Annotated in this window: 14 protein-coding genes; 6 read left to right on the top strand and 8 right to left on the bottom strand. The window is 67.3% G+C overall.

Annotated elements, in window-relative coordinates; all coding sequences use genetic code 11:
* Positions 1-20: 20 nt before the first annotated feature.
* Both B9C43_RS04620 and B9C43_RS04610 read right to left on the bottom strand, forming a co-directional pair.
* The gene (locus B9C43_RS04620; protein WP_084424800.1) at positions 21-1,874 is read right to left on the bottom strand and encodes a SpoIIE family protein phosphatase; all 1,854 of its coding nucleotides are present in this window, start codon (positions 1,872-1,874) and stop codon (positions 21-23) included.
* Positions 1,875-2,461: 587 nt separating this feature from the next.
* On the bottom strand, positions 2,462-3,805 hold the full coding sequence (locus B9C43_RS04610) for an LVIVD repeat-containing protein (RefSeq protein ID WP_143446111.1): 1,344 nt from the start codon (positions 3,803-3,805) through the stop codon (positions 2,462-2,464).
* 116 nt (positions 3,806-3,921) lie between these two features.
* Between B9C43_RS04610 and B9C43_RS04605 the strand changes: the two genes are divergently transcribed.
* From B9C43_RS04605 to B9C43_RS04595, 3 genes are all read left to right on the top strand, one after another.
* A complete protein-coding gene (locus B9C43_RS04605) occupies positions 3,922-5,247 on the top strand; it encodes a peptide ABC transporter substrate-binding protein (RefSeq protein ID WP_084424795.1) in 1,326 nt (441 codons plus the stop codon).
* Between the two features lie 76 nt (positions 5,248-5,323).
* Positions 5,324-6,043: a TetR/AcrR family transcriptional regulator gene (locus tag B9C43_RS04600; RefSeq protein ID WP_033391571.1), complete on the top strand. Its 720-nt coding sequence runs from the start codon at positions 5,324-5,326 to the stop codon at positions 6,041-6,043.
* Positions 6,040-6,795, top strand: a complete 756-nt coding sequence (locus tag B9C43_RS04595; RefSeq protein WP_084424793.1) for a thioesterase II family protein — start codon at positions 6,040-6,042, stop codon at positions 6,793-6,795. The genes B9C43_RS04600 and B9C43_RS04595 overlap by 4 nt, the downstream gene beginning before the upstream one ends.
* Here the strand turns inward: B9C43_RS04595 and B9C43_RS04590 are convergent.
* Positions 6,774-7,400, bottom strand: a complete 627-nt coding sequence (locus B9C43_RS04590; protein WP_084424792.1) for a nucleotidyl cyclase domain-containing protein — start codon at positions 7,398-7,400, stop codon at positions 6,774-6,776. The genes B9C43_RS04595 and B9C43_RS04590 overlap by 22 nt on opposite strands.
* 299 nt (positions 7,401-7,699) lie before the next feature.
* On the opposite strand from B9C43_RS04590, the gene B9C43_RS04585 reads away from it, so the two are divergent.
* Both B9C43_RS04585 and B9C43_RS04580 read left to right on the top strand, forming a co-directional pair.
* On the top strand, positions 7,700-8,782 hold the full coding sequence (locus B9C43_RS04585) for a helix-turn-helix domain-containing protein (RefSeq protein WP_084424790.1): 1,083 nt from the start codon (positions 7,700-7,702) through the stop codon (positions 8,780-8,782).
* Complete coding sequence (locus B9C43_RS04580; RefSeq protein WP_084424789.1) at positions 8,779-9,906, top strand: hypothetical protein; 1,128 nt, start codon at positions 8,779-8,781, stop codon at positions 9,904-9,906. Before B9C43_RS04585 ends, B9C43_RS04580 begins: the two co-directional genes overlap by 4 nt.
* Here the strand turns inward: B9C43_RS04580 and B9C43_RS04575 are convergent.
* The gene (locus tag B9C43_RS04575; protein ID WP_084424788.1) at positions 9,878-10,390 is read right to left on the bottom strand and encodes a GNAT family N-acetyltransferase; all 513 of its coding nucleotides are present in this window, start codon (positions 10,388-10,390) and stop codon (positions 9,878-9,880) included. The two genes, B9C43_RS04580 and B9C43_RS04575, sit on opposite strands and share 29 nt — an antisense overlap.
* Before the next feature lie 56 nt (positions 10,391-10,446).
* On the opposite strand from B9C43_RS04575, the gene B9C43_RS04570 reads away from it, so the two are divergent.
* Positions 10,447-11,514 carry a GDSL-type esterase/lipase family protein gene (locus tag B9C43_RS04570; protein WP_084424786.1) on the top strand — a complete coding sequence of 356 codons (1,068 nt, stop codon included), beginning with the start codon at positions 10,447-10,449 and terminating at the stop codon, positions 11,512-11,514.
* Between the two features lie 4 nt (positions 11,515-11,518).
* Here B9C43_RS04570 and B9C43_RS04565 read toward each other — a convergent pair whose 3' ends face one another.
* From B9C43_RS04565 to B9C43_RS04550, 4 genes are all read right to left on the bottom strand, one after another.
* Positions 11,519-12,844, bottom strand: coding sequence for a nucleobase:cation symporter-2 family protein (locus B9C43_RS04565; protein WP_235038426.1), 1,326 nt, complete (start codon positions 12,842-12,844; stop codon positions 11,519-11,521).
* A 74-nt stretch (positions 12,845-12,918) separates the two neighbouring features.
* A complete protein-coding gene (locus tag B9C43_RS04560) occupies positions 12,919-13,377 on the bottom strand; it encodes an Lrp/AsnC family transcriptional regulator (RefSeq protein ID WP_037257803.1) in 459 nt (152 codons plus the stop codon).
* Positions 13,374-14,510, bottom strand: coding sequence for a M24 family metallopeptidase (locus B9C43_RS04555; RefSeq protein ID WP_084424785.1), 1,137 nt, complete (start codon positions 14,508-14,510; stop codon positions 13,374-13,376). Before B9C43_RS04555 ends, B9C43_RS04560 begins: the two co-directional genes overlap by 4 nt.
* Before the next feature lie 10 nt (positions 14,511-14,520).
* Positions 14,521-15,762, bottom strand: coding sequence for an MFS transporter (locus B9C43_RS04550; protein ID WP_084424783.1), 1,242 nt, complete (start codon positions 15,760-15,762; stop codon positions 14,521-14,523).
* Between the last annotated feature and the right edge of the window lie 10 nt (positions 15,763-15,772).

Here is a 15,772-nt window from a genome sequence, read left to right as displayed (position 1 = left end):
GTACCGCGCGTACTCGCAGATCAAGCGTGCGCCCGGACATCCAGCAGCATGTCCACGCCACTGATCGACAACACGTTTCCGGCCGGACTGCTTGGCGTCGCGACAACACGAAGCACTCTGCCCGCGTCACCGAGCCGTCTGCCTTGCTCGGTCAGCACTCGCAGGCCAGCGCTGCCGAGAGCGGTCACGTCGTCGAGCACGAGCGTGATCGGCAATCGGCTGCCACCGCGCGCGGCTTCCAGCAACGCACTACGCAACCGGGCGGCCGAACTGCCGTCGAGCGCTCCGGAAACTGTCAGCCACAGGGAGTCCGGCGCGCTCATCGTCTCGATGTGCAGGTCGTCTGCTTCTTCGTCACGCGCGGGCGCCACGCGTGTCGCGCCGGTTCGCACCGGTCGCCGCACGGTTTTGGACATCTCCACCACTGTTCCCTTTGACGTGGTGGACAAACGCATCTCATCCATCGATTCGCGCATCATCAGCATGCCGCGACCGCGGAAACCCGGTTCGTCGTCGGGTCTCTTCCACGCGCCGGTGTCCGCGACCTGAACGTGCAGACGGCCGACTTCGTCAAGCGACGCTTCGATGTGCACTTCCCCGCCGGGCTCGCTGTACGCGTGCTCGATGCTGTTGGTGACCGCCTCGATCACGCTCAGTTCCACCGCGACCAGGTCGTCTTCCATCAGCCGCAGGTCGGCCAGCCATTTGCCGAGCTCACGCCGGACCTCGGTCAGCTGCTCAGGGGCCGCCGGCACCGACATCACCAGCGGTTCGACGAACGGCAGCAGCACCGTCACCGCGAGCAGGCTCGCATCGTCGTGCGGCGCGTGACTGTCTTCGATCAGCTGCAGGCCGCCTTGACAGATCCGGTCGGCCAGTGCGCGCTGGCCCGTACCGTTGAACCGGACCACATGCGCGGAACACGCGGCCAGCTCGCCTATCCCGTCCACGATCGTGCGACCGGGCCGCTCCACCGCCCCATCCGAGTACAGCAGGATCGTTTCGCCAGGCCACAACACGTCCTCGGCGAACATGAACTCGCCCTCGCCGAAGGCCAACGGCGGCCCGCTCGGCTGCGGCAGCACTCGCGTGTCCCCGTTCGTGCTGACCACTAGAGGCGGCGGGTGCCCGCGCGTGCAGTACTCCAGCGAACCGGTCTGCCGGTCAAGGATGGCCACGCAGACCGTCGTGCCACGGGCTTCTGGCGCGTTGTGGGCGAACGTGTCCAGCGCGTTGACGACGTCCCTGAGCTCGCTGCCGAGCAGCATCCGCTCGGCCACGATCGCACGCAGCTGACCCATGATCGCCGACGCGCGCGGGCCGTGCCCGACCACGTCGCCGACGATGAGCCCAAGCTTGCGGCCCGGCATCGGGACCACTTCGAACCAGTCCCCGCCGGCGGCGTCGTTGGCGCCTGCGGGGAGGTACGCGGCGGCCATGCTGATCTCCGGCAGGACCGGCAGACCGTGCGGCAACACCGCGAGCTGAAGGTCGAGCGCGACTTCGTGTTCGTCGCGCCGAAAGGGCGGCGGCTGGTCGGACATCACCACGGCCTGCGCGATCAGACCGGTCACGACGTCGTACGCGTCGATCACCGGCCGCACGGTCACGAGCGCGTCCGTTTCCTGGACCGAGAGGGTCCGGCCCTCGCGGTACACCTCGTCCAGCATGTCCAGCAGCCGTGTACCCGGCAGGGCCTTCCCGGCCAGCCGGATGGGCATCCCGATCAGATCGAGATCTCCGACACTCGCCCGAGCGGCACGGTTCGCGGCGACCACGATGTGCTCTGGGCCTTCCAGCATCCACACCACAGCGGGCAGATGCTCGAAGGCTCGTGCCACGTCAGCCGGATCGCCCCCGATCGCACGTCCCACGAGAGGCTCACTCCCTCTTGCCTGGGCGAGATGTGCCCACGCCCCTCGAAGGGTCTACCCCTTGGGCCAAAAGCTTAAACATGGAGATCCAGCGGGGGTTTCGGCCGCTGCTGGAGTCCTGTGGCAGGTCCCGGTCTCACGAACCAGCCGCACAATCTCGGGCGCACAGCCACGCTCATAATCTCGGCCGCGCGGAGGATCCCGGCGGCGCAACCCGACCGCGAAGGACCCGACCACGAAGGCCCCGGGCCGAGCACCCTTGCCGCGCAGCCCGGCCGCGCGAAGGAGCCCGGCATCGCAACCGACGTCATGCCCGGCCTCGAAGGACCCTGACCGCGCACCCCGGCGGCGCGAAGGAGGATCCCGGCCGCGCAACCCCGGCCTCACAATCCCGGGCCGCGGGGAACAACCCGGCGTCGCGAGAGCGCCTGCCCATCGCGACAAACCCCGCCATCCAGGGGAGCCCCTGATCTTCACGTTACCGGAGGGGTACGACAGTTCTTGGCCGCCCGTGTGCACCACCAGGGCCGGTGGTGCACAAGGCTCGGCGCCCCTGACCGCACAGTCAGGGGCGCCGGTGCCGGGATTCAGCGGGTGAGCTTCAGGATGTCGATGCCGCGCGTGTTGTCGGCGACGTAGACCAGGCCCTTGTGCCAGGCCGGGTACCAGGACCGGCCGTCACCCGGACGGTGGTACGCGATCTGCCGCGGGTTGGTCGGGTCGCTGATGTCCAGGAACCGCGTGCCCTGCGCGTAGAACGATTGCACGAGGATCTTGCCCTCGACGTCGAAGTAGTGCGCCGAGCAGTCCCCGCTGGCCGGGTCGCTGCCTTCCTGGCCAGCCACGCCCCAGCTGCCGATGGTCTTGAGCCGGAACGGCTTGTCCGGCGTGGACCGCCAGCCTTCACCGTTGTACGAGCCCTTCAGCGACGCGATCACGAGGATGCCGTCGCCTGCGCATCCGTCGAGGAAGGACTCCTCGGTCGCGTAGATCAGATCGCCGTTACGGCCCCAGCGCTCGTGGTCGCCGCCGTCCTTGGCGCGCCAGCCCACCGGCCGGTAGCTGTTGTGCATGAACTTCGACGGTGCTGCCAGCTCGGAGATGCCGCCACCGGCGTACGGGACCGGATTCAAGGCCGTGGCCTTGCGGACCTTGCCGGTCGTGGGGTCACGGTGCCAGCCGTCGGTCCAGTAGCCGCGCACACCGCCACGGCCCGACGACCACGCGATGCCCATGGCGTCCACCTGGACGTCGTGGGCGTAGTCGGTCTTGCCGTCGTTGCGGTACAGGTCGATCGGGTTCGGGAAGACCTTGGGGTTACGCGGGTCCCTCATGTCGGTCACCCAGATCGGCCGGCCGCCCCAGTCAGCGGGCTGGTTGTCGGCCTTGGCCGGACCGCCGGTCCAGACGTACCGGCAGTCGTTGACGCAGCTGGTCGTGTGGCCCGCCGGGACCTTCACGTAGCTGACGATCTCCAGCTTGTCCGGGCGTTTGGCGTCGACGGTGTAGATACCGGACTCGCCGGTCTGCGTGTTGCCGCCGTACGCACGCGGGTCGCGAGCGAGGAAGACGAGCTTGCGCTTCTCGTCGACCTCGGTGTCCTCGCCCTGCCAGAACCCGGGCAGTTTCACCTCGCCGAGCAGCTTCGGCTTGCGCGGATTGTCGACGTCGTACGACTTCAACCCGAACGTGCCGGAGACGAACAGCACGTCCTTGCGGCCGTACTTCAAGAACCGCACTGAGGTGGCGCCGGCCGCGTCCGGCACGTTGGCCACCTGTTCGACGTTCTTGACCGCGCTGGTCGCGGCCACTCCCTCGGCTTTGGGACCACTATGGCCGGCATGTGCGGCGTTGGACGGGTTGCCGAAAACCTCGTCACCGCAAGCTTGAGCGGGCACTGTGCTGACGAACATCAGCGCTACCGCGGACATTGCGACTGCAGAACCGAATAACCACCTACGCACCCCGGTGACCCTAAGCGCCTTACCAAATGAGACACAACGGCCTTTAGTCGTTGCTGCAGCCCTTATCTGCTAGGACTTGCGACATGCGCGTCACCACGATCCTGCTCGCCGCCGCCCTCGTGATCACCGGCTGTAGCAGTACTCCGGAGCCCGTTCCCGCACAGGAGCCCGGTTTGCTCACCGTCGGTATCGGCGAACCGGTACTTGGACCCGCGCGTGACCGCATGATCAGCAATGCGCTGTACACGCCGCTGGTCGACTACGATCCAGCGACCGGCAAGATCACCCCGCGTGCCGCCGAGTCGGTCACCGGCAGTACCGACCAGGTCACGTGGACGATCAAGCTGCGGCCCAGCACGTACCACGACGGCACGCCGGTCACCGCGAACTCCTATGTGGACGCCTGGACCAAGCTGGCCGACAACCCGGTTCCGGTCGACCGGATCGAGCCGGTCGACCAGCTGACCATCCGGCTGACCACGAAATCGCCAGCCAGCTACGTGCCTGCCTTCCTCGCCTCGTGGCGGGCATTGCCGGTACGCGGTGGCAAGGAGCTCATCGGCAACGGCCCGTTCCGGCTCGACGGGCAGTGGGACAACGGCAAAGGTGGCCGGCTGGTCCGGATCAACCCGATCGGCACGAAGGCGCAGCGGATCGACCTCAAGGTGTACCGCGACCTCGGTGCCGCCTTCGACGAGGTCAAGGCGGGCAAGCTGGACCTTCTCGTCGACTTCCCCGGCAGCAGGCACCACGCCATGCACCAGGACTTCGCCGCACGGCACGCCGTCTGGCCGAAGCCGGCCGCCAGCTACCTCGAGTTCAGCCCGGAGATCACCGACCCGGCCGCGCGGTACGCGATCGCGTTGTCCATCAACCGCAAGGCCGTCACCGAAGGCCCGCTCGACAACCAGTTCGACCCGGCCACGAGGCTGTTCGCGCCTGCCGTCGCGCCGGGCGAAACGTCCGGTGTGTGCCGTGCGTGCAATTTCGACGCCGCCACCGCGAAAACCCTGCGCGAGCAGGCCGGCCTTGGCGGCGTGAACCTCACCGACGGCGATCCGGCACAGCTGAAGGCGGTCATTGACCAGGTCAGCGCCAATCTGAGGCTGCCGACCGGCACCGGCCCCGCCGTCGTGGTCCGGCAGCTGGACTTCGCCCTGGACAGTCCCTATGAGCTGGTCAAGAGGCTGAACACGGCCGCTGTCAAGCCGTTCGTCGACGCCGCGGCCGCATCCGGTGATCCCGCTGTGCAGGCGGAGAACTACCGGCTGGTCGAGAACGAGATCCTCCGCGAACTCCCCGTCGCTCCACTGTGGACAAAGCACGGCCACGCGGTGTGGGCCGAGCGAGTGCGTGACGTCACCGCGAACGCCGCGCACGACGTGGACCTGACAGCGATCACATTGTGAGAACGTGGGGTTGGAAACCCCCTAACTCTGAGCAATCGGCACAGCCTCGGCAACCGGAAACGCTACTGTCGCCGCTATGGGGATTCCGCAGCAGCGGGCGCGCTCGCGTAACGGCGCCGGACTGCCCGCGGTCACGGTCGAGCAGATCGTGGCCGAGGCCGTCGCGCTGACTGCGGACACCGGCCTGGACAACTGGACGCTGCGGCAACTCGCGGCCAGGATCGAGGCGTCACCGGCGGTGATCTACCACCACGTCGGTGACCGGGAGGCCGTCGTCAGCCTCGTGCTCGACCATGTGGTCCGCGAGCTGACGGTCCCACCCGAGACGCTTCCATGGCGCGAGTGGTTCGGGCTGCTGCTCGACGATCACCGGGAAGTGCTGCGCCGCTACCCCGGCGTCGCGTACCGGCTGGCCATGCACGGTCCGCCCGCGTCGTGTGGCGGGCCGATCATCGACTTGGGTGTGCGGCTGTTGCAGGAAGCCGGGTTCGGCGACGACAGCGTCCTGGCCTACAACGTCGTGATGACCACGGCGTGCCAGTACATCGCGTTGGAGGACGACCAGCGCCGGATCGCCGCGATGCGCAGTGTGCACGCGCAGCAGTACCAGGCGTTCCGCGACCGCACCGACCTGCCGGGCCTCGCCGCGGTCGGTGACTTCGTCGCCGCGATCGCCGGTCACCCCGAGCGCGTAGCCTGCTTTTTCACCGACCTCTTCCAGTACGCCGTGCAACGCTGTCTCGACGGGATGGAGCAGCGACTCGGGCGCTTGAGAGAATGGGATGACACGCAATGACCGACAACCGGTGGATCCGACGTTTCGTCCAGGCGCCGGGAGCATCGGCCCGCTTGGTCTGCCTGCCGCACGCCGGCGGGTCGGCCAGCTACTACCTGCCGGTGGCCAAGGCGTTGGCGCCCAAGGTCGACGTGCTGGCCATCCAGTACCCCGGCAGGCAGGACCGGCGCGACGAGCCGTGCCTGGAGACGTGCCAGGAGATGGCCGACGGGGTCTTCGAGGCGCTGCGGCCGCTCACCGACAAGCCGCTCACCATCTTCGGCCACAGCATGGGCGCCTCGGTCGCGTTCGAACTGGTCCGCAGGCTCGAGGACGTCGGCGTGCGGCCGACCGCGCTGTTCGCCTCCGGCAGGCGCGCCCCCAGCCGGGTGCGTGACGAACAAGTCAGCCTGCGTGACGACGAGGGCCTGATCGCCGAGGTGAAGCGGCTCGGTGGCGCAGGCTCACACCTGCTCGACGACGAGGACATCCTCGCGATGGTGCTGCCGTCCATCCGCGCCGACTACCGGGCCGCGGAGACCTACCGCTGGACCCCTGGCCCGAAGCTGTCGACCCCCGTCTTCGCGTTCATCGGCGACGCCGACCCGAAGGTGAACCAGGACGAGGCCCGCGCATGGGCCGAGCACACCACCGGCGAGTTCCAGTTCCGGGTGTTCTCCGGAGACCACTTCTACATCGATGCCAACGCCCCCGCGGTGATCGCCGCCATCAGCGAGCACATCGAGGCGAATCAGGCCGTCAGGCCGGTGTAGCCGGAGACGCCGGGGATCTGCACCCACCCGCGCTGCCGCCGCCTGCCGATCTGGACCTGCACGACCTGCTGGTACGAGGCGTCGTCGATGCCGTCGTAGCCGTGCCGGACCACTGAGCGGTAGATGTCGTGCGACACGACCAGGATCAGCCGCGCCTTGGTCTGCTTGAGCCTGCGTTTGAGCTCCGGCGCGTCCAGCAACCGGGCGGTGACGTCCAGGTCCTCGCCGTACCAGCCGCGGTTGTCGTAGTGCACTTCGCCCGCGTGGACCGCGGCGCGCAGCCGGAACCGGTGGTCGGGCCGCTCGGGCTCGTACTGCGCGAGCAACTCGGCCAGTGTCGGGATGACTGTGGTGAGCAGGACCGTCTTCGGAGCGTCGTCGACCGGGTGGATCAGGATGAAGGCACCGTCCCCCCGGTCGATCACGTCGCGGTGGTGCTCCTTGATGCCGCTGATCAGCAGCGCTTCCTCGAGCAGTTCGTACATGGCGTTGCGCAGCGACGCGCGTGCCTTGTTGGTCCTCGTGGTCGATCCTTCGATGTCCACGGCGACGATGGCCCGATGACGGGGTTGCACAGGGGTTGGTGGCGATGATGAGTTCGTCATGACGACCCCCTTCCGGTTCGTTTGGTCGACGCCGGTCGGCGTGTCTCCTGGTCTCCTCCGTCCCTGCCTGCGAAGGTGTGCCCGGTCGAGACCAACTTGTGCCTAACTGAATTTCAGAAACTTCAGTAAAGTTGCCTCGACTTTGCTAAGCTTCAGCGTAAGGCTTGTAATGGTGATGCACAATATCCGCCACCACCTGGGTTCTTCTTATGACACATAGGGGTTCACAGGTGGAGATGGCCGGGCTGTACACTCGCACTTCTAGTGCTTAACTGAAGTTCACTGAAAGGTTAAGTGCCGTGCTCCCGGATGACCCTCGCCGCGCGCTGGCCCGCCGTCTGCGGGCGCTGCGTGAGGAGCACTGGCCGGGACTGGGCATCACCCAGCACCAGCTGGCCGAGGCGTTCGGCGGCGGGCGCAGACCGCTGAGCATCTCGCTGATCTCGTCGTGGGAGAACATGACGGCGATTCCGCCTGCACGGCGGCTCGAGGCATACGCGACCTTCTTCGCGACAATGCGATCAGTGGAGACCAACCCGTATCGGCTGCTGTTGCCGAGCCAGCTCACCGAGGACGAACGGGCCACCCGGGACGCGCTGCGGCACGAACTGTTCATGCTGCGCGACCGGGCGGCAACCGAACCGGGCCCGATCACCGACGCACCACCGCGACCGCCCGGCGGCTTCTGGCACTTCAACGACGAGAACATCATCACCATCGTGTGCGCCCAGCTGCCGCAGGACCTGTTGGCCGGCTTCAGCTACGCGGATCCGACGAGCCCGGACTACGTTGCCCTCTATACATACGCGGATCTCGACGCGTTGATCGAGTTGTACGGTCATATCCGGATGGTCAACCCGAACAACCAGGTCTACTTCAAGACCGCACCGGAACTCGTCACCGACGACTACACCTCACACCTGGTCCTGCTCGGCGGAGTCGACTGGAACTTCCTCACCCGCGACCTGCTCAAGCGGGTGGAACTGCCGGTCCGTCAGGTCGCCAGGGCCGACGAGCAGGATATCGGCGGCTTCGAGGTGCGGTTGGACAACGGGACGAAGCTGTTCGCGCCACAACTGGACCGGGACGGTCAGCTCGTCGAGGACGTGGGGCACTTCTACCGAGGACGCAACCCGTTCAACGCCAAGCGAACCGTGACCATCTGCAACGGCATGTACGGCCGTGGCACGCTCGGCGTGGTCCGGGCACTGACCGACGCCAGGTTCCGCAATCGCAACGAAACGTTCCTGGCACGACACTTCGACAACGCTCCGGCTTTCAGCATCCTCACCCGTGTCGAGGTGGTGATGGGGCAGGCGTTGACCCCTGACTGGACTCAACCCGACACACGGGTGCACGAGTGGCTGGAGCCCGAAGCATGAATCCCACCGCGTCGACGGGGACCACGAACCACATCCCATCGCACCGCAAACTGGTCACCGACGACGCGGTCGCCCGGTCCGCCGAGATCAACGCGATCATCGTGCCCACCGCGCGGACGGTCGGCTACCTGCGCACCGCGATGGCGTTAGCGCGTGCGCAAGGGTGCATCCTCGTCGCGTTGTGCAGCAAACGCGCATCCGCCGAGGCCGCTTTCAACCTCGCCAAGGACATGGGGACGCAGATACTGGCCGTCGACGTGCCCCGATTGAGCAAGCGGCTGCTGCCGACCTTCCACAGTTCGACGATCCTGCGGCACACCAAGTTCGACCGGCGCACCGACACCAGCACCAAGCGCAACCTCGGACTGCTGCTGGCACTGGTGGCCGGCTGGGAACGGATCCTGTTCCTCGACGACGACATCAGCGTGCCGCGCGTGGAAGACCTCAACGAGGCCGCCGGCCTGCTCGACGGCTACGCCGGCGTGGGACTGTCGATCGGCGGATTCTGGGACAACTCCGTTGTCTGCCACGCCTACCGGGATTCCGGCGGCGAGCAGGACACGTTCATCGGCGGCGGCGCGCTGGCGATCGGGAACAGGTCGTACACCTCGTTCTTTCCCAACATCTACAACGAGGACTGGTTCTTCCTCCTTGACGACAAGGGATTGCGGCCGTCGGCGATGACCGGCCAGGTCATCCAGAAGCCGTACGACCCCTATCGGGACGGGGAACGCGCCCGCTCCGAGGAGTTCGGCGACACTCTGGCCGAAGGGCTTTTCAGCCTGCTGACCACCGGCAAGGACCTGACCGACGCGACCGACGCGTACTGGCGTGTGTTCCTGGACAAGCGCAGGTCTTTCATCGCCGAAGTGCTGGAGATGGCCGAGACGGCGCCGCTCACCGAGGCGGAGCGCAGCCGGATGATCATCGCGTTGAAGGCGGCAGGCGGCCGGAGCATGCTGATCAAACCGGACTTCTGCGTGCGATACCTGGAAGCCTGGCGCGCCGACCGGCGCATCTGGCAGCGGCACGTGGCACAGACCGAACATCGTTATCAGCGCGGTGGTCTGGAGAAACTGCTCGCCGACATCGGTCTCATGCACTGCTATCGCGGAGCGATTTGACCATCATGTAGCAGGTTTCCGGACAGCGCTTGCGTGTGCCATCCGGGAGCCGGAGCTCGTACATGCAGACGACCGGAGGATACGGCCACGTCTCGTACCCGAGCCGCAAGTACAGCCGGTGCGCGTCGAGGTTGTCGATCCGCACAGCGAGTGCGACTCGGTCGTGACCACGTTGTGCCAGAAGCCTTTCCGCCGCCCACACCAGTTGTGTGCCGACAGTCTTGTTGCGGTGTTCTGGATGGACCTCGACGTGGTTGAGCAACGGCACCCCGGGCAAGTGCTCCCGGACCTCGGCTTCGTCGGCACGTTCCAGCCAGAGGTACACGTCCCCGACGGGTTTGTCGTGCAGCCATGCCGTCAGCAGCATGCCGCGGCCGGCGTGCTGCCGAGCCATCCGGTCGACGAAGAAGTCCTCGTCGCCGAACGTGCTGATCAGCACGTCTAAGTCGGCGTCGGTCGCCGTCCTGATCTCGACGTCGCTCATAGGCTCCCCTCCCGCATGGGCGACTGTATGGGGACATCGCACTAGAGTTAGCAGAGATGCGAAAGTGGCGCTGGCACCTGATGGCTCTCGCGGGACTGCTCGCAGTCGCGCTGATCACGGTCTTCGTCGTGGGCGGGGACCAGCAACAACCGCCTGAGCCGGGGTTACGGCCACCGGAGAACGTTCCCAGGGTGTTGGTCGCGATGGGCGACAGCACGATCTCAGGTGAGGGCGCCGGGGACTACGAGCCGGGCACGAACGGCGAAAATGGTGACTGGTGTCACAGGTCACGCAACGCGTCCATCCACAAGACGGGCATGCCCGACGTCGCGGCGACGATCAGCCTGGCGTGCTCCGGTGCGTCCAGCGCACAGGTCGGCCTTGGCGAGGCGAAGCAGTACACCGAACCGTCGCAGGCAGGCAGGCTCGCTGTGCTGGCGCGCCAGCAGCGGGTTGTGGCGGTGGTGGTCGCGGTCGGCGCGAACGATGACCCGTCGTTCGCCAACTCGCTCAACAGCTGCGTCGAGGCGTGGTTCGACACAGGCAAACCGGCGTGCAGCCTTTCACTCGGCCAAGGATGGCAACGCCGGATCGACGCGATGGTCCCGAAGGTGACGAAGGTCCTCGGCGACATCAAGAAGGTCATGGCGGGCGCGGGATATCAGGACAGTGACTACCAGCTCGTGCTGCAGTCGTACGCCTCCCCAATCTCCCCCGATGTGTTGCACAGCCTGCAGGATCTGTCCGGATGTCCGTTCAGGACAGAGGATTTGGAGTGGGTCCGGAACACCGCCGTGCCGACCCTCACGACAGGACTGCGCAAGGCCGCGCAGGACAGCGGCGCCCGTTTCCTTGATCTGTCCCGCGCGGGCAATGGCCGGGAGGCGTGTTCGTCGACCGACCCGAACAGGGAATGGTTCCGCCGCTTGGCCGTGCAGTGGACTGACCTGCGCGCACAGGAACGAGCGACTCACGCGTTGCAGGAGTCCTTCCACCCCAACGCCGCCGGTTACGAGCAGATCGGCCGGTGTCTCGGCGAATTCCTTGCCATCGGGGGTCGTTCGGCGAGCTGCCTGGCCGGACCGGACGGCAACCTGCACGCGGCACCGACCGTCGGTTCATGATTGCTCAGGCTGTGGTTTCCTTCTGCCGCCTGCCTTTGATGTGGTTGAACAGCAGGTTCAGCACGACCGCGGACAGTGCGCCCGCGCTGATCCCCGACTCCATGATGGTGCGGAACCAGTTGGGGAAGTGCTCGTAGATGTTCGGCACGGCGGTCGGGACAAGGCCGACGCCGAGTGAGACCGCGACGACCATCAGGTTGCCGTTGTTGTCGAAGGCGACTTTCGCGAGCATCTTGATGCCGATGGCGGCGACCGTCCCGAACATCACGATGCCTGCCCCGCCGAGCACGGGAGCGGGGATCCGGGCGACGATCTCGCCGAGGATCGGGAACAGACCGAGGATCACCAGGATCCCGCCGCCCACCGCGACGACGAACCTGCTGTACACCTTGGTCAGCCCGACCAGGCCCGCGTTCTGGCCGAAAGCCGTGTACGGGAAGGTGTTGAACACCCCACCGAGCACCGTGGACAGTCCGTCCGCGCGCAGACCGTCGGCCAGTCGCCTGCCGTCGACCGGGCGGCCAGCCATCTCGCCGACAGCGAGGATGTCACCGGTCGTCTCGGTCATGGTGACCAGCATGACGACGATCATCGCGACGATCGCGGCGATGTTGAACGTGGGCAGTCCGAAGTGGAACGGGATGCTGATGCCGAAGATCGGCGCGTCCGACACCCCGGAGAAGTCCGTGAACCCGAACGGGATCGCGACGAGCGTGCCGAGCACGATCCCGACGAGCACCGAGATCCGGCTCAATGCCGGCGGCGCGAACCGTTGCACCACAAGCACAAGCAGCAACACACCGAGCGCCAGCGCGAGGTTGCCGGGAGCGCCGAAGCTCGGCGATCCGACGCCGCCCGCTGCCCAGTTCACCGCCACCGGGATCAACGCCAGGCCGATCACCGTGATCACGGTGCCGGTCACCAGCGGCGGGAAGAACCGCAACAGCTTGCCCCACAACGGTGACAGCAGGATCATCAGCAGCCCGGAGACGATCACCGCGCCGTAGATCGCGGTGATCCCGTCGCTCGTCCCGATGAACACCATCGGTGTGACCGCGGCGAACGTGCAGCCCTGCATCAACGGCAGCCGGACGCCGAAGCGCCAGAAGCCAAGGCACTGGATCAGCGTGGACACGCCCGAGATGAGCAGGTCCGCGTTGATCAGGTAGCCGATGTCCGCTTTGGACATGCCGAGCGCGCTGCCGACGATCAACGGCACGGCGACAGCGCCCGCGTACATCGCCAGCACGTGCTGCAGACCCAGTGCGCCCATCTGCCCGGCAGGCAGCAGCTGGTCCACTGGGTGCGTGGAGCGTTTGATACCGAACACTGACGCATCCTCCCAGGACAGACCCCGGTTGGGGAATTGCCAGTGTGGTTAACGCCTTGTTGCTTCGTCTCGCCCTAAAGGGCCGGTGGACGGCCCTCGTAGGGTGTCGAGAGGACGACAGTGGTGCGTGTGGACACCTTCGCGGCCTCGCGCACCTGGCGCAGCAGGTCTTCCAGATCGGCGGGCGAGCCGACCCGGACGAGCAGGACGTACGATTCGTCGCCGGCGACCGAATAGCACGATTCGATCGCCGTGATGTGCGCGAGCCGTTGTGGATAGTCGTCCGGCGCGGCCGGGTCGATCGGTGTCAAGGAGATCAACGCCGTCAGCGGCAGGCCGATCGAGTCGGCGTCCAGCCGTGCGGTGTACCCACGGATCACGCCACGCTGCTCGAGCCGTCTCACCCGCTGGTGGACGGCCGACACGCTCAGGCCGACGCGTTCGGCGAGGTCGGTGAAGCTGCACCGGCCGTCGGCGGCCAGTTCTCGCACGATCGCCTGGTCGAGCGGCTCCAGTTGACTGGGTGTACTCACTCGCCGAGCACCACCAGTTCGTGTGGCCGGTTGTTCAGCGACTCGACGCCGTCTTCGGTGCACACGACGATGTCCTCGATCCGCGCGCCCCAACGGCCGGACTGGTAGATGCCCGGCTCGACACTGAACGCCATGCCCGGTTCGAGCGGCAGCTCGTTGCCCTCGACGATGTACGGCTCCTCGTGCACGTCCAACCCGATGCCGTGACCCGTGCGGTGGATGAAGTACTCGCCGAAGCCCGCGTCCTCGATCACCTTGCGCGCGGCGCGGTCCACGTCCTGCGCCGTCACGCCAGGCCGGACAGCGTCCACAGCGGCCTGCTGGGCCTGCTGCAGCACGGCGTAGGTCTTGGCGACGTCCTCGTCGCGCGGGGTGCCGATGGCGTACGTGCGGGTCGAGTCGGAGTTGTAGCCCTCGGCGACCGGGCCGCCGATGTCGATCACGACCACGTCGCCCTGCTCGACCACGCGGTCGGACGCGCCGTGGTGCGGGCTGGCGCCGTTCGGGCCGGAGCCGACGATCACGAACTCGGCGACCGCGTGGCCTTCCTCGAGGATCGCGGCGGCGATGTCGGCAGCCACCTCGTTCTCGGTACGACCGGCCCGCAGGAACTCGCCCATCCGGGCGTGCACGCGGTCGATCGCGGCGCCCGCCTGGCGCAGCGAGTCGATCTCACTGGCGTCCTTGCGCATCCGCAGCTCGCGGATGACCGGCCCGGCCAGCTGCTGCTCGACGCCGGACAGCGCGTCGCGCAGGCCGAGCACGTGCAGCGCCGGGGTGAAGTCGCTGACTGCGACCCGCTTGGCCGACTTGACCAGTCCGGCGGCCAGCGCGGCCGGGTCTTCGCCGTCCACCCAGGTGGCGGCCTGCACGCCGAGCTCGTCGACCAGCACGGACTCGTAGCCCGGCAGTTCCAGCTTGGGCACGACCAGCGTCGGGTTTCCCGACACGGGCAGCACGAGGCAGGTCAGCCGCTCGAACGACCCGCCGACCGCACCGATCAGGTAGCGCAGGTCGGACCCTGGCGTGACGAACAGGGCGTCAAAGCCCGCCTTCTCCGCCGCGGCGGCGGCGCGCTCCAGTCGGCTGCGAAGGATCTCGGGTGCGGGCACAGGTGCGGCGGTGGACGACATGAGCCAGAGCCTAAACCGCGACTGGTTGTCGTGTGGGTGCTGGGAGCCTGTGATCGTCCATCTGTCGCCATACGCGGAACGCCACCGGGCACAAAGTTGTCACCGCGTACACGGCGGCGAACGCCAGCAACGTCGCTTCGAGCCCGATCCCGTCGAGCAGCACGCCCGCTGCCAGCGCGCCGACCGGCATCATCGCCAGCACGCCCGCCTCCCCCGCGCCGAGCACGCGAGCCCGTAGGTGCGGCGGGATACGGTCGAGTTCGACGGTGACCAGAAGGGGGTTCAGGCTGCCCGCGGCGAGCCCGCACGCGAAGAACCCGAACAGCAGCAACGGCACTGACGGTTCCACCCACAGCAGCAGGAACCTCGGCGCTCCAGCAAGCAACGCACAGACGGCGAACGTGTTCCACCTGCCCCAGCGCGCGCCCCACCAGCCGTACATGACACTGCCCGCGGCGGCGCCGAGTCCGAACACGCCCATCAGTTCGCCGAGCAGTACGGGGCTGCGCATTACGTGCGCGGCGAACGCGGGCTGCAGGACCGCGTTCATGCCGGCGTCGAGTGCGTTCATCATCGTGACCGTGCCGATGATCGCGAGGATCAGCCGGTCGCGGCGGACGTAGCGCAGACCTGTGGCCAGCCAGCCGAAGTACCCGCCGGGCTCGGTCAGCATCGCTTCCTCGTCGACCCGGACACACAGGCCGATCAACAGCGCGGCGACGAGGAAGGTGGCCGCGTCGAGCAGCAGTACGCCGGGTGCGCCGATGACCATGATCATCGTTCCGGCGAGCGGCGCGCCGAGCGTCCGGCCGATTCGGACCATGGCGTCGGCGGAACCTGAGCCTCTTTCGAGTGTGGTGCCCGCCAAGGTGATCACGCCCGGCAGGAGCACTCGTTTGGCGGTGTCGCCTGGCGCCCGCGTCAACCCGGCGAGTCCGGCTAGGACAGTCAGCAGGGGCAGTGACAGCCCGGTGGTGGCGTCAGCGAGCGGGATCGCGCCCACCGCCACCACCGCGGCGAGGTCGGCGAGCACGCTGATGCCACGTGCGCCGATCCGGTCGATGACCGGTCCGGACAGAATGGACGACGCGAGGAGACCGACCGTCTCCGCCGCCGTCACCACACCGGTCTGGACGCCGCTTCCCGTGGTCTGCAAGACGAACCACGGGATCGCGAGCAGTGTCATGACCGATCCGGCATGCGAGATTCCGAACGCGCCAAGCAAGGCAAGCAGCGGCAGGCGCCGTCTCATTTCCCTCCTT

The organism is Kibdelosporangium aridum, assembly GCF_900176515.1.
Taxonomy (GTDB): Bacteria; Actinomycetota; Actinomycetes; order Mycobacteriales; family Pseudonocardiaceae; genus Kibdelosporangium; species Kibdelosporangium aridum.
The sequence above is the reverse complement of the archived record's forward strand: the minus strand, read 5'-3'. Positions and strand labels throughout refer to the sequence as shown.